Below are 19,397 nucleotides of genomic sequence, written 5' to 3'. Positions count from 1 at the left end.
CTTGCGTGGCAGAGATTGCGCGTCCGACACATCCCCTGACCACCGACGAGGCCTGGGCTTTCACCGCCGCGCGGGCCTCCTCCACCACCTTCTTCTTCGATTTCGACGGTGTGCTGTCGCCGGTGACCGACGACCCCGACGACTCGCAGCCGGTCCCCGCCGTCCTCGGCGTGCTGGAGCAGCTGGCGTCGGTGGTGGCTCGTGTGGCGATCGTCTCAGCCCGACCAGTCAGTTTCCTGCGGTCGCGCTTCGAGACTCTGGAAGGCGTCGACCTCTACGGGCTCTACGGCCTCGAGGTGTGGCACGACGGCCAGGTGGTGACCGAGCCGGCCGCGCTGGAGTTCGTGCCCACCATGAGCGAGCTCGCCGAGCGGGCGCGCACCGAGCTGCCCGCCGAGACCCTGGTGGAATACAAGCGGCTCTCCGTCGCCCTGCACTACCGGACCGCGCCCGACCTGGCCAAGACCGTCGAGCGCTGGGGCCACGAGCAGGCCGAGCGCCTGGGCCTGCGGATTCAGAACGGCCGCATGGTCGTCGAGCTCAAGCCCCCGGTCGACCAGGACAAGGGCATGGTCATCACCGAGGGCGTGCGCAACGCGGGCTGCGCTTGGTACTTCGGCGACGACATGTCCGACATCAAGGCCTTCGACGCGCTGCGCGCCCGGGAGGCCGTCGACCCGCGCTTCTTCGGCATGGCGGTGGCCGTGGCCAACCCGGAGACCGGCGCCGAGGTGTCCAGCGCCGCCGACCTGACCCTCGACTCACCGGAAGCCGTCGCCGCCTTCCTCGCCGAGGGCCTCCACCGATTCAAATAGGGAGTCAGGCTCCGTAACGGCGCTGCCGGCTGCCGTACGACCGCAGCGCCCGCAGGAAGTCGATCCGGCGGAAATCCGGCCAGTTCGCGTCGTGGAAGTAAAACTCCGAGTGCGCGGACTGCCAGAGCAGGAAACCGGAGAGCCGCTGCTCGCCGCTGGTCCGGATGACCAGGTCCGGGTCGGGCTGGCCACGGGTGTACAGGTGCTCGGCGATGTGCTCCACGTCGAGGATCTCGGCGAGCTCCTCGATCGTGCCGCCGGTCGCCGCGTGTTCGTACAGCAGCGAGCGCACCGCGTCGGTGATCTCGCGTCGGCCGCCGTAACCGACCGCCATGTTGACCTCGACACCGTCACCACGGTTCTGGGTCTTCTCCTGGGCGGCCTTGAGCGTCGCGGCGGTCGCCGACGGCAGCACGTCGAGCGCGCCCACCATCCGCAGCCGCCACGGGTTGCCGTCCTCGGCCAGCTCGGTCGCGAGGTCCTCGATGATCCTCACGAGCGGATCCAGCTCCGCGGACGGTCGTTGAAGGTTGTCGGTTGCCAGCAGATAGAGCGTGACGTGCTCTATGCCGGCCTGATCGCACCAGGTCAGCAGCTCCTTGATGCGGGACGCGCCGACTCGGTGGCCGTCGTTGGGGTCGACGAAACCCATCTCGCGGGCCCAGCGCCGGTTGCCGTCGCACATGACGCCGACGTGCCGGGGCACGGGCTTGCCGACGAGCTTTCCGGCAAGCCGCCGCTCGTAAAAGGAATAGACCAGGGAACGCAGACTCATCACCGCAAAGGGTAGCCACACCCGCTGAGGGCTCAAGCGGCGACGGCCTGCCACTGCACCATCCGCCATCCGATGCGCCCGATCGTGCGAGCATCCAGCAGCCCGTCCGCGAGTCCCAGCTCCACCATCCGGTTGAACGTGCGGGCGTCCGAGGCAGCCGCGCTGACCGCGGCGTCGGCGACATGAGGCCATCCGGTCAGCCCGGCCGCGAACGCCGAATGCCGCAGGTGACGCCCGAGCCGCCGCCGCAGCGCGTCCCGGTAACGCCGCGCCGCATCCCGCGGGCCCCGCGCCGCTTCGGCACCGGCCAGCGCGCCGGAGAGCACCGCGTAGAAGATCCCCTCCCCGGTCAGCGGGTTGATCAGCGACAGCGCGTCGCCGGCGAGCAGCACGCTCCCGCGACCCGCCGCCGGGCGGCGGGTGGACAACGGCAGGTGGTGCCCACTCACCCTCACCGGTCCGCTGCCGGGCAGCAGCTCGTCGAGCCGCCGGCGCAGGTACGCCCGAGACAACGCCCGCCCCCGCAACAGTTCCCCGTAACCCACGTTGGCCGTCCCGTCCCCGATCGGGAACTGCCAGGCGTACGCGGGCCAGCGCTGCCGGGTCGTCACGATGACCTGCTCGCCGGTGTCCGCCGCGGGCGCGTATCCCCGGATCGCGATCGCCAGATGCCCGGCCGGGTTCGCGCCGTGCCCGAGCGCGCGGCGCACCACCGATCCGGCCCCGTCGGCCCCGATCAGCACCCGCGCCCGGTACGTCTCGTCGATCACGATCGGGTCGTCCACGCGTACCCGATGGGCTTTGTGCAAGCGCAGGTCCGCGCCCTGCGCGACCGCCGCACGGACCAGGCGTTCGTCGAAGATCTTGCGGGGCACGGTGTGCGCCGGGCGCGGCAGCGTCCGGGCCACCGCCGCGCCACCGGGCGCGACCAGCCGCAGCCGTTCGACGGACCGGAACCCGGCAGCGGCGTCCGGCACGCCCAGCGCGGCGAGCACGTCGAGGGCCTCGGCGGCGATGCCGTCACCGCACGGCTTGTCCCGGGGGAAGGCGGCCCGGTCCAGCAGGAGAACGCTGGCGCCGGCCCGCAGCGCGGCCAGGGCGGCGGCGGAACCGGCCGGACCGGCGCCGATCACCGCCACGTCATAGACGTCCATCAGCACAGCCTGCCGACTCCGGGGCTCGGGGGCCACTGTTCACCCGCAGGGCCCGTGGTGGTCATCCACTGCTCGTACCCCGGAGCATGACCCTCACGATCCCGGACCTGCGGGTGATCGCGCCGGCCGGGACGCGGCGGTGGCCGCCGCTGTACCCGTCGGTCTTCCCCGCGCTGATCATGCTGGCGATCGGGTCGACCGCGCTGCGGCGGCCGGCGCTCGGCTGGGACGAGCGCGCCACCTGGTCGGCCGCGACCCGCACCCCCGCCGAGATCGTCCGGATGGCCGGCGAGATCGACGGGGTGATCGCGCCCTATTACCTGTTCATGCACTACTGGATCGAGATCTTCGGCGACCGGACCGCGGTGATGCGGCTGCCGTCGCTGCTCGCCGTGGCGATCGCGGTGGGTCTCGCCGGCGAGTGGGGACGCGTCCTGTTCGGCCCGGTCACCGGCCTGACCGCCGCCCTGATCCTGGTCACCGTCCCGCAGCTGTCCCGGTACGCCACCGAGGCACGGGTTTACGGCATCGCGTTGCTCGCCGGGGTGCTCACCATGTGGCTCTTCCACCGCGCCATGGCGCGGCCCGCCTGGCGGCGGTGGCTGGGCTACGGACTGTCGGTGACGATCCTTGGGTACGCCCATCTGCTCGGCCTGCTGATCCTGACGGCCCACCTGACGATCCTCGGCAGCCGCTGGCGTGGCGGCGACCGGCGGCTGTGGCGCGGCCCGCTGGTGATGGCCGGAGCCGTGGCACTGACCGCCCCGCTGATCCGGCTCGGCCTGGCCCAGCGCGGCGCCCAGCTGGACTGGATCCCGCCGGTGAACACGCACGACGTGCTGACCGCGCCCGGTGCCGTCTTCGGCGCGACAGTGACCGCGCCGGCCGGGCTGCTCTACGGCGCTCAGCTGGCCGGCCTGTTCCTGATCGGGCTGGCCTTCACCGCCCGGTGGAAGGATCGCCGGACCCTCGCCGAGCTGACCGTGCTCGCGGTGCTGCCACCGGCGCTGCTGCTCGGCGCGTCACTGGCCGGCGCCTCGCTCTGGGTGCCCCGGTACGTCCTCGTGGTGACCGTCCCGGTGGCCCTGCTCGCCGCGCTGGCCCTGCGGAGGTTCCGGCTGAGGCAGGTCGCGGCGCTGCTCCTGCTGGTCGCGCTCACCCTGGAGACACACCAGGCGGTACGCCGGCCGTCGAGCCGCGACGGGATGAACTTCCGTACCGTGGCCTCGGTCGTCGCGGCCGGGCTGCGGCCGGGCGACGGGGTGGTCTACGGCCGGGTCGGCACGTGGTCGCTGCGGGCCGGGCTCGATTACGAGCTGCGCGACCGTCCCCGCCCGGTGGATCTGCTGCTGGTGCGGTCGGCGGCGCGGGCCGGCAGGCTGGACGCCGAGGAGTGCGCGACGCTGACCTGCTTCGACACGGCCCGGGTCTGGTACGTCGGGGCTCGGCGTGGTGACGACCCGATGTCCGATGCCGGCGGGCAGCTGCGGGCGAAGCTGGACCGGGATTACCGGCGAACCGGAATCTGGCTCCATCCGCTGGGTGTGGTGGCCCTGTTCGAGCGCCCGCCCTCCTGAAGCGGAGGGCGGGCGGCTCGACCGGTTTACTTGGCGTCGGCCAGGCGGGCGCGCAGTGCGTCCAGCTCGGCCCAGAGCACGGCCGGCAGCTTGTCACCGAACTTGTTGAACCACTCGGTGACCTGCGGGATCTCGGCCAGCCACTCCTGCGGGTCGACCCGCAGCACGGCCTCGAGGGCGGCCGGGTCGATGTCCAGGCCGGTCAGGTCGAGCGACTCCGGCGTCGGCACGTGGCCGATCGGGGTCTCCACCGCGTCGGCCTTGCCGTCGAGGCGGTCGACGACCCACTTGAGCACCCGGCTGTTCTCGCCGAAGCCCGGCCAGAGGAACCCGCCGTCCTCGTCCCGGCGGAACCAGTTGACGTAGAAGACCTTGGGCAGCTTGTCGGCGTCGCCCGAGGCACCCTTCGCCATGTCGATCCAGTGCTGGAAGTAGTCGCCGGCGTGGTAACCGATGAACGGCAGCATCGCCATCGGATCGCGGCGCACCACACCGACCTGGCCGACCGCGGCCGCGGTGGTCTCGCTGGAGAGCGTGGCGCCGAGGTACACGCCGTGCACCCAGTCCCGCGCCTCGCTGACCAGCGGGATCGTGGTCTTGCGGCGGCCGCCGAACAGGATCGCGTCGATCGGCACACCGCGCGGGTCGTAGTACTCGTCGGCGAGGATCGGGCACTGTTCGATCGGCGTACAGAAGCGGCTGTTGGGGTGGCTGGAGACGGCCTCCGAGTCGGGCGTCCAGTCCTTGCCCTTCCAGTCGGTCAGGTGCGCGGGCGGCTCGCCCATGCCCTCCCACCAGATGTCGCCGTCGTCGGTGAGCGCCACGTTGGTGAAGACCGAGTTGCCCTTGGCGAGCGTGCGCATCGCGTTCGGGTTGGTGTGGAAGTCGGTGCCGGGCGCGACGCCGAAGAGCCCGAACTCGGGGTTGGTGGCCCAGAGCCGGCCGTCCTCACCGAAACGCATCCAGGCGATGTCGTCGCCGACCGTCTCGACCTTCCAGCCGGGCAGGGTCGGCTCCAGCATGGCGAGGTTGGTCTTGCCACAGGCCGACGGGAACGCGCCGGCGACGTACCGGACCTGGCCTTCCGGCGAGGTCAGCTTCATGATCAGCATGTGCTCGGCGAGCCAGCCCTCGTCGCGGGCGGCCACGCTGGCGATCCGCAGCGAGTAGCACTTCTTGCCGAGCAGCGAGTTGCCGCCGTACCCCGAGCCGAACGACCAGATCTCGCGGGTCTCCGGGAAGTGCGAGATGTACTTGGTCTCGTTGCACGGCCAGGCGGCGTCCTCCTGGCCCGGCTCCAGCGGCGCGCCGATCGAGTGCAGCGCCGGCACGAAGTCCGCGTCGTCACCCATCGCGTCCAGGACCCCGGCCCCCATCCGGGTCATGATGCGCATGCTGGCGACAACGTACGGGCTGTCGGTGAGCTCGACACCGAACATCGGCTGCTCCGCGTCGAGCGGGCCCATGCAGAACGGGACCACGTACAGCGTGCGGCCGCGCATCGAACCCCGGTACAGCTCGGTCATGAGCTGCTTCATCTCGGCCGGGGCCATCCAGTTGTTGGTCGGGCCGGCGTCGGCCTCGTCGACCGAGCAGATGTACGTGCGCTCCTCGACACGCGCCACATCGGACGGGTCGGTACGCGCCCAGAACGAGTTCGGTTTCTTCTCCGGATCGAGCCGGACCAGTGAGCCGGCCTCGACGAGCGTGTCGGTGAGGCTGGTCCACTCGGCCTCCGAACCGTCGCACCAGACGATCCGGTCGGGCGTGGTCAAGGCTGCGACCTCGTCGACCCACGCCAGCAGGCGGGGATGCGAGGTAGGGGGCAGAGACAAGATGAAGCTCCTTCGGTCGGCACTGACCAATGACGAATCGGCCGGAAATCCGGCTCTGTCATGGGAGTCACATCAGCGTAAGCCCGACTGCGCTTGGAGTTCATCGGCAGAACCTGTGGACAACCGCACAATCTATGGTTGCGGTGCTCGCAGACGATCGATTCTTCGCCTCTTAGCGCACCTGCGCGCACCCGAGTCCGTTACGAAGCCGAGGCTCACCGTCCCGCCTGACAACTTTCACAAAAAGGACTTAACCACCTAGACTTTCATCTAATGGGGCTTTCCTCGCGGTTCCTGCCACAGGAGGCGGAATGACGACCCCGGACACCGACGCGGACTCGGATACCGATCTGCTGAGCGCCGTCCGGGCTGGCGACACCGCCGCGTTCGGCACGCTCTATGAGCGGCATCGTGCGGCAGTGCGTCAGTTCGCGTTCGGCCTGGTACGCGATCCCGCCGACGTCGACGACCTGGTCGCCGAGACGTTCGCCAAGGTGTTCGCGACGCTGCGCGCCGGGCGGGGGCCGCTCGTGGCGTTCCGCGCGTACCTGAACACCACGATGCGGCACGTCTGTTATCACCGGGCCAAGCAGGACCGGCGGCTGGAGTTCACCGACGACCTCACCCCGTACGACGAGGGTGAGCCGTACACCGACCCGGCCCTGGACCGGCTGGAGCGCAAGTACGCCGCGGCCGCGTTCCGCCAGCTGCCCCCGCGCTGGCGTGACGTGCTCTGGCAGACCGAGGTGGAAGGAACCACGCCGGCCGAGCTGGCGCCGCTGATGGGGCTCACGCCGAACGCGGTGGCGGTCCTTGCCCACCGGGCCCGCGAGGGCCTGCGCAGCCTCTATCTGCAGCAGCACGTGACCGTTGCTGATCACCCGGAGTGCCGGTGGGCCGGCGAGCGGCTGGGCGGGCAGGTCCGCGGCCGGCTCGCCGCCCGCGACGCCCACCGGATGCGCGCCCACCTGTCCTGGTGTGGCGAATGCCGGGTCCGGCTCGCCGAGATCCGCGAAGTCGACGGATTTCGGCACACTCCGTTACGCCCACGTCACCATGCCGGGAGCCACGGTTAAGACTCGGTCGCGAGCGGTAAAGACTCGGCAGCGCGGACAGCGACGCGTGACCCCCACCGGTACCCTCGGAGCCGTGCCCCCGAACCCAGCGCAGCCATCCAGCCTGCGTACACGGCTGCGGGCCCTCGTTCACGAGGTGGGCAAGTTCGGCACGGTCGGTGGCATCGCGTTCGCCATCGACTTGATGATTTTCAACGTGCTGCTCCGCGCCGGCGCCGAGACGCTGACCGCCAAGACGGTCTCCACGACCATCGCGACGACGTTCGCGTTCCTCGGCAACCGGTTCTGGACCTGGCGCGGCGGCCGGCACACCAACATGGCCCGGCAGTACACGACCTTCTTCGTGCTGAACGCGATCGGCCTCGGCATCGCCTTGGCATGCCTCGCCATCAGCCATTACGGTCTCGGCCAGATCTGGCCCGCATTGCGGAGCCCAGTGGCCGACAACATAGCGGGCCAGTTCGTCGGTACCGCTATGGGTACCATGTTCCGCTTCTGGTCATATCGCCGCTTCGTCTTCCGGGCCACCGACGCCCCGGTCGAGGACAACGAGGCGAAACCGGCCGGATCCCCGCCGAACCGGAGCGTGACGCCATCGTCGTCGTCCGCGCTGTGACACATCGGCGTCATTGCCCCTGTTCCCGTAAGGTTGCCCAATGCCCTCAGCCAGCACGCTGACGGAACGCCTGCGCCGTCTCGCCCCGGAAGCCATCGCCTTCGGCATCATCGGGGCCGGCAACACGCTGCTCTACATCGCGATCACGTACGCCCTGCTCGACATCGGCGCCGTCAAGGCCAGCATCGTCGGCACGGTCGTCACCACGACGCTGGCGTACGTGGCGAACCGGTACTGGACGTACCGGCATCACACCCGCACGGCGCTGCGCCGGGAGTACAGCCTCTTCTTCGGGTTCAACCTGATCGGCATGGTGATCCAGTCGGGCACCATCGCGATCGGCAAGTACGGGTTCGGTCTCACCGAGGAGCACGACGAGCTGCTCTTCATGATGACCACCCTGATCGGCATCGGGATCGGGACGGTCTTCCGCTTCTGGGCATACCGCACGTTCGTCTTCCTGAAGCCGCCGGTCGACGGGCACGAGGCCGCGATCACCGAGCTGGACGCCACAGCCGGTCTCGCCGAGCTGAGCGCCGCCGACGAGCCGGGCAGCGTGGCCAGCCTCGACCTGCAGGCGGAGCTCGACGCCCGCTAGTTCTCGATAACGAAGATCAGCGCCGGAACAGGCCGCGACGCGGCTCCGGCGCTGTTTCGTGTTCCAGCGCCGTTTCGTCGTCACTGTCGGCCTCGTCGTCCGGTGCCGGGCTGTGCTCGATCAGCTCGTACAGCGTGTTCTGCACCCGCTGGGCGTGCGGCAGTCCGGCCAGCACGGCGCTCTGGTCACCGATCGAGTCGACGGTGAGCGTGCCGCTGCCGAGCATCCGGTCCAGCACCGACTGGGCCAGCGAGTGGTCGTTGACCCGGTTCAGCGGGAGGTCACGCCGCTCCCGGACGAGCACACCGTGCTGGAGCAGGATCCGCTCGTCGGTCAGGACGTAGTGGGTGAAGCGCCAGATCACCAGCGGGCGGACGGCGTACCGCGCCGAGTACCAGAGCAGGATCGCGGTGACCAGCCACAGGCCGATTCGGCCGCCCTCGGTGCCCGGCAGCATGACCCAGGCCAGGATCTCGCCGGTCACCGACAGCAGCAGCACCGCGATCGGCAGCACCGCCACCTTCCAGTGCGGAGCCAGGTGGAGGACGACCTCCTCCTGCTCCGTGAGCACATCCTCCGGGAACGCCACGCGGTCAGCGTACGTGCAGCACGTCACCCGCTGAGACACGATGTTCGGCGCCGTCCACCGTACGGATCACCAGCTGGCCGTCCCGGTCCACCGTGGTCGCCTCGCCGGTCAGCTCGCCGCCGCTGGGCAGCAGCACCCGGACCTGGCGGCCGATCGTGGCGCAGCCCCGCCGGTACTCGCCGGTCAGCCCGCACATCTCGGCGTCGCCGCCGGCGTCCCGCCAGCCCTCGTACCACCGGGCGAAACTGCGCAGCAGGGCACGCAGCAGCGGGTCCCGGTCGAAGGTCTCGGCGCCGGCCACCCGCAGCGACGTGGCCGGCACGCCGTTCGTGGGCGGCAGCTCGTCCTCGCGGGTGCTGACGTTGAGACCGATTCCGATCACGATGGCGTCGCCCGCGACCTCGGCCAGGATTCCGGCGCACTTACGGTCGCCGACGAGCAGGTCGTTCGGCCACTTCAGCGCGGCCTCGACGCCGGCCACCCGGGTCACCGCCTCGCGCAGGGCCACCCCGGCAAGCAACGGCAGCCATCCGTACGCGCTGGGCGGCGCCGCCGGCCAGTCCCGCTCGGCGACCGGCGCCGACGGTCGCAACAGGACACTCAGGGTGAGGCCGGCCCGGGGCGGTGAGCTCCACTGCCGGTCCCGGCGGCCCCGGCCGGCCGACTGGCTCTCGGCGATCACGACCAGACCCTCGGGCTCGTCGCGGCGGGCCGCCTCGGCGGCGTCGGCGTTCGTCGAACCGGTCTCGGCACGCACATCGATCCGAGACCAGAAGCCGCCCGGCACCACCACGGCGCGGGTCAGCGCCCGTGCGGACAGCGGTGGCCGGTCAAGATCGGCATACGACGAAGAACTCATCCCGAAAGCCTATGCCGGATCTCCGAGGCCGCTTCCGGCGCGCCGGGGCCCTCTTCCGCACGCCGGATCAGGGCCAGGCTTCTGCGCGCCGGATCAGGGCCTGCCGGATCAGGGCCTGCCGGGTCAGCCGTATGGGCCTGCCGCGTGCCGGCTCACGTAGCCGGATGCCTGGGCGGTCGGGCGGGGACGAGGGCGCGGGCGCTCGCGGCGGCCGCGGCCCTCCTGCTGGAGGTCACGGTCACGCCAGGAGCGGCGCTCGTCGTAATCCCGGAAGGAGCGCAGCTCGTCGGGACGCTTCTCGTCCCGGTCGCGCCACGAGCGAGGCAGCCGTACGCGCAGGTCCTCGGACTCCGGCGGCCACATCCTCGGCACGGCCCTCGGCACGAAGGCGGCGGTCGGTTCGGCGGCCTCCACCGGAGTCAGATCGAAACCGGTCGCCGGCTCGTACGCCGGTACCTGCGGCAGGCGTTCCACCGGGACCGGCCAGCCGTAACCGCGGGCCGACGGCTCCGGGTCGGCGTAGAGCTCGTCCGGCACCGGGGTCCAGTACTCGCCGGACGGCGGGCTGTCGTCCAGGTCCTGGTAGTCGGGCCGGACCCAGCCCTCGACCCGGTCGCCGTACCCCAGATCGGTTCGGTCGACCTCGGCTCGGGGCCCGGGTACCAGGCTTTCGGCGTACCCAAGGGGGTCGAAGATCTGGGGTTGCTCCATGAAGACTTGAGGCTGCTCCACAAAAACCGGGGGCTGCTCCACAAAGACTTGGGGCTGCTCAACAAAGACCGGGGGCTGCTCCACGAAGACCTGGGGCTGCTCCACGAAGATCGGGCCCGGCTTGGTGGGCGGCGGAGCCTGTTCCAGGAGCATCGGAGCGGCGGGGAGAGCCAGGAGTACCGGTTCGGGTTCGATCGGCGGGGCCTCAGGCAGCGCGATCGCCGGACGGTTCTGCGCCTTCGCGCGACGGCCTCGGGGATCGGGGCCGTTCCGGTTCGCGCGACGGGCACCGCCACCGAAGATCACCGACCAGAAACTGATCAATGTGGCGAGGCCGCCTGCGATGAGCGCTAGTCCTGCCGCTGTCATCCAGTTCGTCACGGGGAGAGTAACGAATGGGGAGCGAATGGGGCATTGGGTACCAAACTCTCCCGTAACGACGGCCTCTCGCCTGAACGTCCGCTTGGTTACGATCAACCCCGAGTGCATCGTCGCATCGGAGCGGGAGACCACCGTGACAACGCAGCCCGACATACACACCACCGCCGGAAAGCTCGCCGACCACGCTCGCCGCACAGACGAGGCAGTGCACGCGGGATCCGAGCGGGCGATCGAGAAGCAGCACGCCCGCGGCAAGAAGACCGCCCGCGAGCGCATCGAGTTGTTGCTCGACAAGGACTCGTTCGTCGAGCTCGACGAACTGGCCCGGCACCGCTCCACCGCCTTCGGCCTGGAGAAGAACCGGCCGTACGGCGACGGCGTGGTCACCGGCCACGGCACGATCGACGGCCGGCAGGTCTGCGTCTTCTCCCAGGACTTCACGATCTTCGGCGGGTCGCTCGGCGAGGTCTTCGGCGAGAAGATCGTCAAAGTGCTCGACCTGGCCATGAAGATCGGCTGCCCGATCATCGGCATCAACGACTCCGGCGGCGCGCGGATCCAGGAGGGCGTCGTCGCGCTCGGGCTCTACGCCGACATCTTCTTCCGCAACGTCCGGGCCAGCGGCGTCATCCCGCAGATCTCGCTGATCATGGGCCCGTGCGCTGGTGGCGCGGTCTACTCCCCCGCGATCACCGACTTCACCGTGATGGTCGACAAGACCTCGCACATGTTCATCACCGGACCGGACGTCATCAAGACGGTCACCGGTGAGGAAGTGGGCATGGAGGAGCTCGGCGGCGCGCGTACCCACAACACGCGCAGCGGCAACGCGCACTACCTCGCCAGCGACGAGGAGGACGCGATCGACTACGTGCGGGCGCTGCTGTCGTACCTGCCGTCAAACAACCTGGACGAGCCGGTGCTCTTCTCCTCCGAGGTTGATCTTGAGGTTCTCGAGGCCGATCGCGCTCTCGACACCCTCATCCCGGACTCGCCGAACCAGCCGTACGACATCAAGAAGGTCGTCGAAACCGTTGTCGACGAGTTCCTTGAGGTCCAGCCGCTGTACGCGCAGAACATCGTGGTCGGGTTCGGCCGGGTCGAAGGGCGTCCGGTTGGGGTCGTCGCCAACCAGCCGATCAGCCTGGCCGGCACGCTCGACATCGCCGCCTCCGAGAAAGCGGCCCGGTTCGTGCGTACCTGCGACGCGTTCAACATCCCGGTCCTGACGTTCGTCGACGTGCCCGGCTTCCTGCCCGGCACCGGACAGGAGTGGGACGGGATCATCCGGCGCGGGGCCAAGCTCATTTACGCGTACGCGGAGGCCACGGTTCCGAAGGTCACCGTGATCACGCGGAAGGCGTACGGCGGTGCGTACGACGTGATGGGCTCCAAGCACCTCGGCGCCGACGTCAACTTCGCCTGGCCGACCGCGCAGATCGCGGTGATGGGCGCACAGGGCGCGGTCAACATCCTGTACCGCGGCGACCTCGCCTCGGCGTCGGATCCGGTCGCGCGGCGGTCAGAGCTGATTCAGGAGTACGAGGACACACTGGCGAACCCGTACATCGCGGCCGAGCGGGGTTACGTCGACGCGGTCATCCAGCCGTCACAGACCCGGGCTCAGGTGACCCGGGCGCTGCGGATGCTGCGGACCAAGCGGGAGACCTTGCCGCCGAAGAAGCACGGCAACATCCCGCTCTAGGGTTTGCCCGGGCGTCCTACACGGTCGCGGTGTCCGGGAGCCACTGGCCGGCCAGGAGGAAGGCGCCGACCGCGAGAGCGATCAGGTTGACCGCCAGAAACACGCCCACCCAGAACACGGCGGGCAGGTGGGTCAGCCGGCTCAGCTGGTCGGCGTCCGAATCACGCATCCGGCCGCGGCTTCGCAGCTTCTGCAGCTCGAAGACCGGACGAACACCGCCGAAGAGCAAGAACCAGACTCCTGCGTACGCGAAAGCGGCCTGCACCTGCGGGGACGCGTACCAGGAGACGGCGAAGACGATCGCGCCGGTGATGACCAGCGAGACCACTCCGAACAGGTTCCTGATGTTGATCAGCATGAGGAGCAGCAGGACCACGGCCAGCCAGAGCAGCAGCGTGATCCGATTACCGCCGAGCAGCCAGGCGCCGAGAACACCGACAAGCGACGGCGCGATGTAACCGCCGAGCAGGGTCAGGATCATGCCAGGCCCGGTCGGACGGCCGGCCGAGAGAGTCAGGCCGGACGTGTCGAACTCGAGACGGATGCCGCGCAGCTTGCGGCCGGTCAGCAGGGCGATCAGCGCATGACCGCCCTCGTGAGCGATCGTCACCGCGTTGCGGGCGATCCGCCACACCGGACGGAACGCGACCGCGAGGAATCCGGCCACCGCGGTGAGCAGAACCAGGAGGCCGGGCGGATCGGGCTGGGCGCCGAGAAGTTGGTCCCAGAGGTCAGTCACACCGTCGATCGACACGCCGGGGACTGTATCCGATCAGGCTATGCCCGGCGTCGCACGACCGCTTCGACCGGCTCCGGCCGCTGCCTGCGCAACGAGCGGACAGCGACGAAACCGCCGCCCACGACGGCCAGCACGAGTACGGCGAGCAGCGCCGTGAGAAGACCGGTGGCAGCGACGACGAGTGCGATGTCGGCGACCGCGACCAGCATCCAGAGAGCGATCGTCGGCTTACCGCCGTGACGTCGGCAGTTCATGGTGTACCTCCATCCGTGATGCTGGATCTACTACCCAGCAACCTGGATCTCACGCCTTACCGGGTTTTGAAGCCCTGGAAGATCGCGTCGAGGTCCGCCTTGGCCGCGTCCCAGTCCTCCGGAGAGGTGTAGAAGCCCACCGTCCACGCGGTGTCGTCGATCTCGAAGACCCGCTTCACCACGTGCTGCGCGTTGTTGCCGCTGTTTGTGGTGTAGGTGAACTCCCAGTCCGCGGCGTCGTCCTGGTAGTCGACCTCTTTGACGCCGAGGTTGTTGTAGTTCCGGTAGTGGCTGGTGCTCTGCTGCTGCAGGTACTCCACCGGGTCGTCGATCTCCTGGTTCACCTTGTTGATGATGACCAGGCGATTGTTGAAGTTGACCCGGGTCTCGCTGCCGCCGCCGGAGACCGACGCGCTCTTCGGCAGCGACAGGCTGAACCCGGAACCGTTGTAGGAGCGCCAACCCGCCGGTACGCCGGCCGCCGCGGTGCTCGCGGCCGTGCTCGGCGCCGCGCTGGGCGAGCTGTTGGCCGCCGGCTTGGAGGCCTCGCCCTGGCTTGCCGGGCTCTCCGCTGCCGACGGGTTGCCGGCCGCCACAGCGCCACTGCTCGGGTTCGCGCCGGTCGCGCCTTCCGCGTCGTCGCCGAACGCCTGCACCACGATGATGCCGATCAGCAGGAGGAACGTGAGCACGATGCCGAGACCGATCGCCGCCTGGCGGTGGGTCAGCGTCGTGCCGAGCACGGTGATGCCGCGGCGCTCAGGCGGGCGCATCGGCATGGGCGTCCACGCCGGACGGCTCGGCCGGTTGAACCCGCCACCCGCACCCGCGCCTCGACCGACGACCGAGGTGCGGTCGTTGTCCGGAGCTGCCGGGGTAGCCGGAGCACGCCGCGGACCGGGCGGCGAGAGCGGAGCGACGATCGAGGTCCGGTCAGCATCCGGCCCACGCCCGACAACGGAGGTCTTGTCGGCGTCCACCGGTTTGCGGGCGACCGGGGTCATGATCGCGGCCGGGGCCACGATCGTGCGGTCGTCGGAGAGGTCGGCGGCCGGCTCGATCTTGGCTGGCTCGATCTTGGCTGGCTCGACCTGGACCGGCTCGACCTTGGTCGGCTCGTTCTTCGATGGCTCCTCCTTGGCGGCCGGGGCCGCTTCGGAAGTTTCCGTCGGTTCCGGGGCGTTTTCGGACGGCTGCTCGGTGGCAGTTTCCTGCGCCTCGTCGGCGTTGTCAGCCGTCTCGGCCTGGTCCGCCTGGGCTGCTTGCTGGTCCGTGGCCGGCTCAGCCTGGACCGAGTCCGCCCGGGCCGAGTCATCCTGGCCCGACTGGGCGGAACCGTTTGCGGTGGTCGGTTCGTCCTCCTGGACGGTTCCGGTGGCTGCTTCCTGGGACGTCTCGTCCTGGGATGTCTCGTCCGAGGACGAGGGCTCCGCGGAGATCGGCTCTTGGTCGGCCTGCTCCGAGGAGCCGGTCGCCGGGGTCTGAGAGGTCTCCTCTTGGGAGGTTTCCTTCTCGGGCTTGGCCACGGTCTCCGGGGAACTCGAAGCCTGGGAACTCGAAGCCTGGGAACTCGACGCCGGGGAACTCGACGCCTGGGAGCCGCGCTCCTGGGACGGAACCGGTGGTGCGCCGGTCGGCATCATCGTGGTCGCCTGGGCGGACTCGGACGCTGCCACGATCGGGTATGCCCCGGTCGCCGCTGCCAGCGACTTCTCGTGTTCCGGTGCTGCCTTCTTCCGGCGGTTCGCGGCGACGTCGGCCGCGGTGAACCCGACGCGGGCCGGGCTCACCGGGGCGCTGGACGGCGTACCCGTGGAGAACCTCGGACGGCCGGGCGGCGCGGGCGGATAAGGCGTACTCGGGATGTCTTGAACCGCGGGAGAGTCGATGCGCGTGGCATCGAGGGGTTTCGGGCCGCGGCCGGGAGGCTGCGGACCGCGCGGCGGCGCGTCCGACGGCGCGGGACCACCGACCGGCGCCTTGCCCGGCGCGAAGATCGGCGGGCGACCGTCAGCGGGACGACCCTGCTGCGGGTTGCCGCCCTGCTGGTTCCCGAACTGCGGGTTTCCGGCCTGGGGGTTTCCGGCCTGCGGGCGGCCCGGCTGCTGCGGGTTGGCGGCGGCGGGGCGCTGAGGCGGGTTGGCGGGCGGGCGGCCCTGCGGCGTGTTCGTGACCGGCGGGCGCGGCGTCGGCACCACCGGCGCCGAACCGGTCGCGGTCACCCAGCCGGAACCGGGCAGAACGGGCGGACCACCCGGACCGCTCGGCAGCGACGGACGCTCCCGGCCGACACCCGGGCGGCGCATGGTCGGGCTCATCGGGAAGGCGATCTTCGATCGCCGGCCGGCGGCTCGCGCCAGCAGGCGCTCGGCCTCCTCCGCATCGATGCGGTGAGCGGGATCCTTGCGCAGCAACCCGTTGAGTACGGACTTGAGCGGTCCCGCGTTCCGTGAAGGGGGAACGTTTTCGGTCGCCAGTGCGGCGAGCGTGGCGATGGCGGACGGCCGCGCGAACGGCGACTGACCCTCCACCGCGGCGAACAGCGTGGCGCCGAGCGACCAGAGGTCGGCTGCCGGGCCTGCTGTGCCGTCCCGGGCACGCTCCGGCGCGATGTACGCCGGAGAGCCCAGGACGAGGCCGGTGCGTGTCACGTTCGGGTCGCCGGGCACGGTGGCGAGACCGAAATCGGTCAGCACCACACGGCCGTCGGCGCCCATCAGCACGTTGCCGGGTTTGACGTCGCGGTGCACGACGCCGGCCCGGTGCGCGGCGCGCAACGCGTTCAGCACACCGAGACCGATCTCGGCGGCACGAACCGGGTTGAAGGGACCGTCGGCGGCGAGGGTGTCCTGCAGCGAACGGGAAGCGACGTACTCCATGACGATCCATGGGTCGGCGTCCGTCCGCAGCACGTCGAAGACACGCACGACGTTGACGTTGTTGAGCCTGGCAATGGCGCGTGCCTCACGCAGTGAGCGCTCGCGCATCTCCTGCCGCTCGGCCGGGGTCAGACCCGGAGGCGGAACGAGCTCCTTGATGGCGACGTCCCGGTGAAGGACGACGTCAGTGGCCCGCCAGACACGCCCCATCCCGCCCTGACCGAGCGGCGCAACGAGCCGGTACCGATCAGCGACAACGAGTGGGGGAGAAGAAGACATCACGCAGAAAATACCTGGTTCTGTCGAGCGGCCGCGAATTGATCAGCCGAGTGTGGGACACGTGTCACCGGATCTCCGGTCACCCGTCGTACGCTCGGTTGATGAATGCGGAACCGCTGGTCAGCGTCGTACGAGGAAGCCTAGACGATCATGAGCTGGCCGCGCTGGCCGCCATCCTGACATCTCGATCCACTTCGGTCAATTCCGAAACTCCGTCGCAAGACACCTCCGAATGGACGCGATCAGCCCGCCCAGCAGGCGCTGCGCGCGGATGGCGAGCCTCCGGCCTGCCCCGATAACGGCTGTCCACAGGGGGCAGTCATACGCGGTGTGAGCGGATAATCTCGGAGGGAAATCACACCACACGTTCCGGGAGGCCGGGGTGACCGTCCCACTGGGCGACCAGGGTCACATCGAGGCGGACATCCGCGCCATGGAAAAGATCGCGGCCCGGCTGGCGGATTCAGTCGAACGCGATTACACCCCTCGCGCGATCACGGTCAGCGACACACTGCTCACGCAGCTGACCGGCGACGCGACCTTCACCGAGCTTGACCTCTTTGTGCACGCTCACGCGCAGGCACAGGAGGTCACGCTGCGCAACGTCTGCGACTACGCGGACGGGACGTGGGGTCTTGCAGCGGCGGCCCGTGCGGCCGGCGCGCTATACGCGGAAAGCGACGCGAACGCGCAAGCCGTTCTTGGAGGACAGGCCGCTCCCGGCCGGCCTGCCGCACCCGGATGATCGCGGCGACGGGTGGCGGCGGCGGCACGAATTGGGCGGCGCTGCGCGTCGATCAGATGTGGGCCATGCTCGCCTCCCACGACGAGGCCACCCATGCCCGTCTGGCCGGTGGCTGGCGCCGATCGTCCGAGCTCGTGCAGGAACACATCGGACAGGTTCGGCGATACCGGGAGAGTCTGGCCGACGCCTGGCCTCCGTCCCGCAGTCCGGCCGCAGCGGCATATTTCACCCGGTTGGACGCACTGATCACCAACCTGGAGGAGACGTACGAGGCCGCGGTCGCCAATCAGCGCGCCTTCGGCGGGGCGTCCGGCGCCCTGCGATCGGCCCGGCGGGAGATGGCCGCGATCGCCCGGGAGCACGCGGCCAACGATTTGCTGCTCGCGGGATTCGCCGAGGAGAAGCGGCTGCACCAGCTGGTCGGCGGCAAGTCCCGCGGCGCCGCGCCGCAGAGGCCGGTGTCGGTGGGCCGGCAGGCGGTGCTGGAGGCCAGGGCGCGGGCGGTGATGCAGTCGCTGAGCGCCGAACTGGCCCAGGCGCAGACGGCGCTGGTGGTCCCCTCCCCCTACAAGCCTGCGGCCGCCTCGCCGCTCCCGGTCAGGCCGCCCGGGTTGCTGGACGCCGGGCGCCAGCAGGCCGGGGTTCGACCGAGTGCGGGCCAGGGCGAGGGAGCGGGTTCCGGAGGGCCCTCAGGGGCGGCCTCGGGCACGGATGCCGGCTCGGGTACGCGTGCTGGCACTCGCCCTGGTGCTGGCCCTGGTGCTGGCCCTGGTGATCGTGCTGGCGGCGTGGGTGCTGGTCCTGGCTTGCGGCCGGATCGGACGGCGGGCGGTCCGGTTATTGGTCCTGTCCCGGCGGGGCGTTCTCCCGGAAGCCGGCGAAACGGTGTTATCGAGCCGAACAGGGCGGCTGGCAAAACACCGCGACCTTCAGAAGACCTGCGACAGCCGCGCCCGGTCGGCGGCGTGATCGGTGGGTCCGCTGCCACCGGCCAGCACGCGGATCAGCGGCCACTTACCAGGGTCAACCCGGTCGGTGGGCTGATCGGGCAGCCGCAAGCCAGACCACCTCAGCAAGCAAGACCCACGAGAAGGAAGCCCACCGAAGAGCCCTGGGAAACGAAACAGGGCGTGGACCCCGTCATTTCGCCCGCCCCGGAGCAACCGATAGACCCCGGCCCCGCGATCGGCCACACCCCTCGGCGGACGTGATCCGGTCGTGGGAGGTGAGCCGTAGCTCAGGCTCGTGACATGTCTGAGCTACGGCTCGCCACCCGCGGGTGCGGGTCAGGCCTCGGGTGAGGCTGTCCCGGTCGGGCGGCTGCGTAGTTCGTGCACGTAATCGTCGGGCGCGCCGGCTTTCTCCGCCGCGTTGGCGATCTCGGAGAGGTACCACGCGGTGGGCATGCCGCCCTCGTACCCGGCGTAGACGTAAATCCACGCGGGTATGTCTCCGTCAAGGGTCGATACACGGACGGTGAGCTTCTGGTAGGCGCCAGCAGTCACCCCCTCGACCTCGTCGAGCTGGGAGGCGTCCCATGGGTGGACGTCGTAGAGCGAGACGAACACCCGGTCGCCCGGCGACTCGGCGACCGTGGTTACCGCCCCCTCCCAGCCCATTTGTCCCTCACCGGCAAAGGTGAGGCGCCAGCCTTCGATCCACCCCACGCCAACCATCGGCGAGTGCGGACAGTAGGCCCGCATGCGGGCAGGGTCCAGGTTCGAGCCATACGCGGCGTAGTGACGCACGGCGACGACGATAGCCGCAGTGAGGGGTGGTGAGAATATGGAACGTGCGTGTCGGCACGTCT

The 19,397-nt window shown here is 70.0% G+C and carries 18 protein-coding genes and 1 pseudogene; 8 read left to right on the top strand and 11 right to left on the bottom strand.

The window, feature by feature from the left end; translation table 11 throughout:
* The first annotated feature begins 5 nt into the window (after positions 1-5).
* A complete protein-coding gene (gene otsB, locus B0I29_RS25755) occupies positions 6-815 on the top strand; it encodes a trehalose-phosphatase (RefSeq protein WP_111651660.1) in 810 nt (269 codons plus the stop codon).
* A 4-nt stretch (positions 816-819) separates the two neighbouring features.
* On the opposite strand, the gene B0I29_RS25750 is transcribed toward otsB, so the two are convergent.
* Both B0I29_RS25750 and B0I29_RS25745 read right to left on the bottom strand, forming a co-directional pair.
* Entirely contained in the window at positions 820-1,590 is a 771-nt protein-coding gene (locus B0I29_RS25750; protein WP_111651659.1) for an isoprenyl transferase, read from the bottom strand.
* Positions 1,591-1,622: 32 nt separating this feature from the next.
* Positions 1,623-2,744: a geranylgeranyl reductase family protein gene (locus B0I29_RS25745; protein ID WP_111651857.1), complete on the bottom strand. Its 1,122-nt coding sequence runs from the start codon at positions 2,742-2,744 to the stop codon at positions 1,623-1,625.
* Positions 2,745-2,830: 86 nt separating this feature from the next.
* Here B0I29_RS25745 and B0I29_RS25740 point away from each other — a divergent pair, with 86 nt between their 5' ends.
* A complete protein-coding gene (locus tag B0I29_RS25740) occupies positions 2,831-4,321 on the top strand; it encodes a glycosyltransferase family 39 protein (protein ID WP_111651658.1) in 1,491 nt (496 codons plus the stop codon).
* A 26-nt stretch (positions 4,322-4,347) separates the two neighbouring features.
* On the opposite strand, the gene B0I29_RS25735 is transcribed toward B0I29_RS25740, so the two are convergent.
* Positions 4,348-6,156, bottom strand: a complete 1,809-nt coding sequence (locus B0I29_RS25735; RefSeq protein ID WP_111651657.1) for a phosphoenolpyruvate carboxykinase (GTP) — start codon at positions 6,154-6,156, stop codon at positions 4,348-4,350.
* A 311-nt stretch (positions 6,157-6,467) separates the two neighbouring features.
* On the opposite strand from B0I29_RS25735, the gene B0I29_RS25730 reads away from it, so the two are divergent.
* The 3 genes from B0I29_RS25730 to B0I29_RS25720 are packed head-to-tail and all read left to right on the top strand — an operon-like array spanning position 6,468 to position 8,446.
* Positions 6,468-7,232: a sigma-70 family RNA polymerase sigma factor gene (locus B0I29_RS25730; protein ID WP_111651656.1), complete on the top strand. Its 765-nt coding sequence runs from the start codon at positions 6,468-6,470 to the stop codon at positions 7,230-7,232.
* A gap of 46 nt (positions 7,233-7,278) precedes the next feature.
* On the top strand, positions 7,279-7,848 hold the full coding sequence (locus B0I29_RS25725) for a GtrA family protein (RefSeq protein ID WP_375790634.1): 570 nt from the start codon (positions 7,279-7,281) through the stop codon (positions 7,846-7,848).
* Positions 7,849-7,888: 40 nt separating this feature from the next.
* Complete coding sequence (locus B0I29_RS25720) at positions 7,889-8,446, top strand: GtrA family protein (protein WP_111651654.1); 558 nt, start codon at positions 7,889-7,891, stop codon at positions 8,444-8,446.
* Between the two features lie 16 nt (positions 8,447-8,462).
* Here the strand turns inward: B0I29_RS25720 and B0I29_RS25715 are convergent, their stop codons facing one another.
* The 3 genes from B0I29_RS25715 to B0I29_RS25705 form a co-directional block, all read right to left on the bottom strand.
* Positions 8,463-9,035 carry a PH domain-containing protein gene (locus B0I29_RS25715; RefSeq protein ID WP_111651856.1) on the bottom strand — a complete coding sequence of 191 codons (573 nt, stop codon included), beginning with the start codon at positions 9,033-9,035 and terminating at the stop codon, positions 8,463-8,465.
* Between the two features lie 4 nt (positions 9,036-9,039).
* Positions 9,040-9,894, bottom strand: a complete 855-nt coding sequence (locus B0I29_RS25710) for a biotin--[acetyl-CoA-carboxylase] ligase (RefSeq protein WP_111651653.1) — start codon at positions 9,892-9,894, stop codon at positions 9,040-9,042.
* Between the two features lie 123 nt (positions 9,895-10,017).
* Positions 10,018-10,986: a hypothetical protein gene (locus tag B0I29_RS25705; RefSeq protein ID WP_146616884.1), complete on the bottom strand. Its 969-nt coding sequence runs from the start codon at positions 10,984-10,986 to the stop codon at positions 10,018-10,020.
* A 133-nt stretch (positions 10,987-11,119) separates the two neighbouring features.
* On the opposite strand from B0I29_RS25705, the gene B0I29_RS25700 reads away from it, so the two are divergent.
* Positions 11,120-12,691, top strand: coding sequence for an acyl-CoA carboxylase subunit beta (locus tag B0I29_RS25700; protein WP_111651855.1), 1,572 nt, complete (start codon positions 11,120-11,122; stop codon positions 12,689-12,691).
* Positions 12,692-12,707: 16 nt separating this feature from the next.
* On the opposite strand, the gene B0I29_RS25695 is transcribed toward B0I29_RS25700, so the two are convergent.
* From B0I29_RS25695 to B0I29_RS25685, 3 genes and pseudogenes are all read right to left on the bottom strand, one after another.
* Positions 12,708-13,445, bottom strand: a complete 738-nt coding sequence (locus tag B0I29_RS25695; protein ID WP_111651651.1) for a M50 family metallopeptidase — start codon at positions 13,443-13,445, stop codon at positions 12,708-12,710.
* 23 nt (positions 13,446-13,468) lie between these two features.
* Positions 13,469-13,684, bottom strand: a complete 216-nt coding sequence (locus tag B0I29_RS25690) for a hypothetical protein (RefSeq protein WP_111651650.1) — start codon at positions 13,682-13,684, stop codon at positions 13,469-13,471.
* Between the two features lie 2,141 nt (positions 13,685-15,825).
* A pseudogene (locus B0I29_RS25685) lies at positions 15,826-16,842 on the bottom strand (serine/threonine-protein kinase); the annotation flags it as partial.
* A gap of 101 nt (positions 16,843-16,943) precedes the next feature.
* On the opposite strand from B0I29_RS25685, the gene B0I29_RS25680 reads away from it, so the two are divergent.
* Together B0I29_RS25680 and B0I29_RS25675 are read left to right on the top strand one after the other, a co-directional pair.
* Positions 16,944-17,141 (top strand): acyl-CoA carboxylase subunit epsilon, encoded by a 198-nt coding sequence (locus B0I29_RS25680; protein ID WP_111651854.1) that lies wholly within the window; start codon positions 16,944-16,946, stop codon positions 17,139-17,141.
* A gap of 83 nt (positions 17,142-17,224) precedes the next feature.
* Complete coding sequence (locus tag B0I29_RS25675; protein WP_111651649.1) at positions 17,225-17,587, top strand: hypothetical protein; 363 nt, start codon at positions 17,225-17,227, stop codon at positions 17,585-17,587.
* A 929-nt stretch (positions 17,588-18,516) separates the two neighbouring features.
* Here the strand turns inward: B0I29_RS25675 and B0I29_RS47515 are convergent.
* Together B0I29_RS47515 and B0I29_RS25665 are read right to left on the bottom strand one after the other, a co-directional pair.
* On the bottom strand, positions 18,517-18,645 hold the full coding sequence (locus B0I29_RS47515; RefSeq protein WP_260329797.1) for a hypothetical protein: 129 nt from the start codon (positions 18,643-18,645) through the stop codon (positions 18,517-18,519).
* A gap of 228 nt (positions 18,646-18,873) precedes the next feature.
* The gene (locus B0I29_RS25665; RefSeq protein ID WP_111651647.1) at positions 18,874-19,335 is read right to left on the bottom strand and encodes a gamma-glutamylcyclotransferase; all 462 of its coding nucleotides are present in this window, start codon (positions 19,333-19,335) and stop codon (positions 18,874-18,876) included.
* Positions 19,336-19,397: the final 62 nt, after the last annotated feature.

The sequence above is a fragment of the Actinoplanes lutulentus genome, from assembly GCF_003259845.1.
GTDB lineage: Bacteria > Actinomycetota > Actinomycetes > Mycobacteriales > Micromonosporaceae > Actinoplanes > Actinoplanes lutulentus.
This window is presented reverse-complemented; position numbering and strand designations above follow the sequence as displayed.

Excerpts from the sequence above, each read along its gene's own strand:
- B0I29_RS25680 (WP_111651854.1), top strand. The coding sequence starts at position 16,944 with ATGAATGCGGAACCGCTGGTCAGCGTCGTACGAGGAAGCCTAGACGAT.
- B0I29_RS25720 (WP_111651654.1), top strand. The coding sequence starts at position 7,889 with ATGCCCTCAGCCAGCACGCTGACGGAACGCCTGCGCCGTCTCGCCCCG.
- B0I29_RS25745 (WP_111651857.1), bottom strand. The coding sequence starts at position 2,744 with ATGGACGTCTATGACGTGGCGGTGATCGGCGCCGGTCCGGCCGGTTCC.
- B0I29_RS25690 (WP_111651650.1), bottom strand. The coding sequence starts at position 13,684 with ATGAACTGCCGACGTCACGGCGGTAAGCCGACGATCGCTCTCTGGATG.
- B0I29_RS25740 (WP_111651658.1), top strand. The coding sequence starts at position 2,831 with ATGACCCTCACGATCCCGGACCTGCGGGTGATCGCGCCGGCCGGGACG.
- B0I29_RS25730 (WP_111651656.1), top strand. The coding sequence starts at position 6,468 with ATGACGACCCCGGACACCGACGCGGACTCGGATACCGATCTGCTGAGC.
- B0I29_RS25750 (WP_111651659.1), bottom strand. The coding sequence starts at position 1,590 with ATGAGTCTGCGTTCCCTGGTCTATTCCTTTTACGAGCGGCGGCTTGCC.
- B0I29_RS25710 (WP_111651653.1), bottom strand. The coding sequence starts at position 9,894 with ATGAGTTCTTCGTCGTATGCCGATCTTGACCGGCCACCGCTGTCCGCA.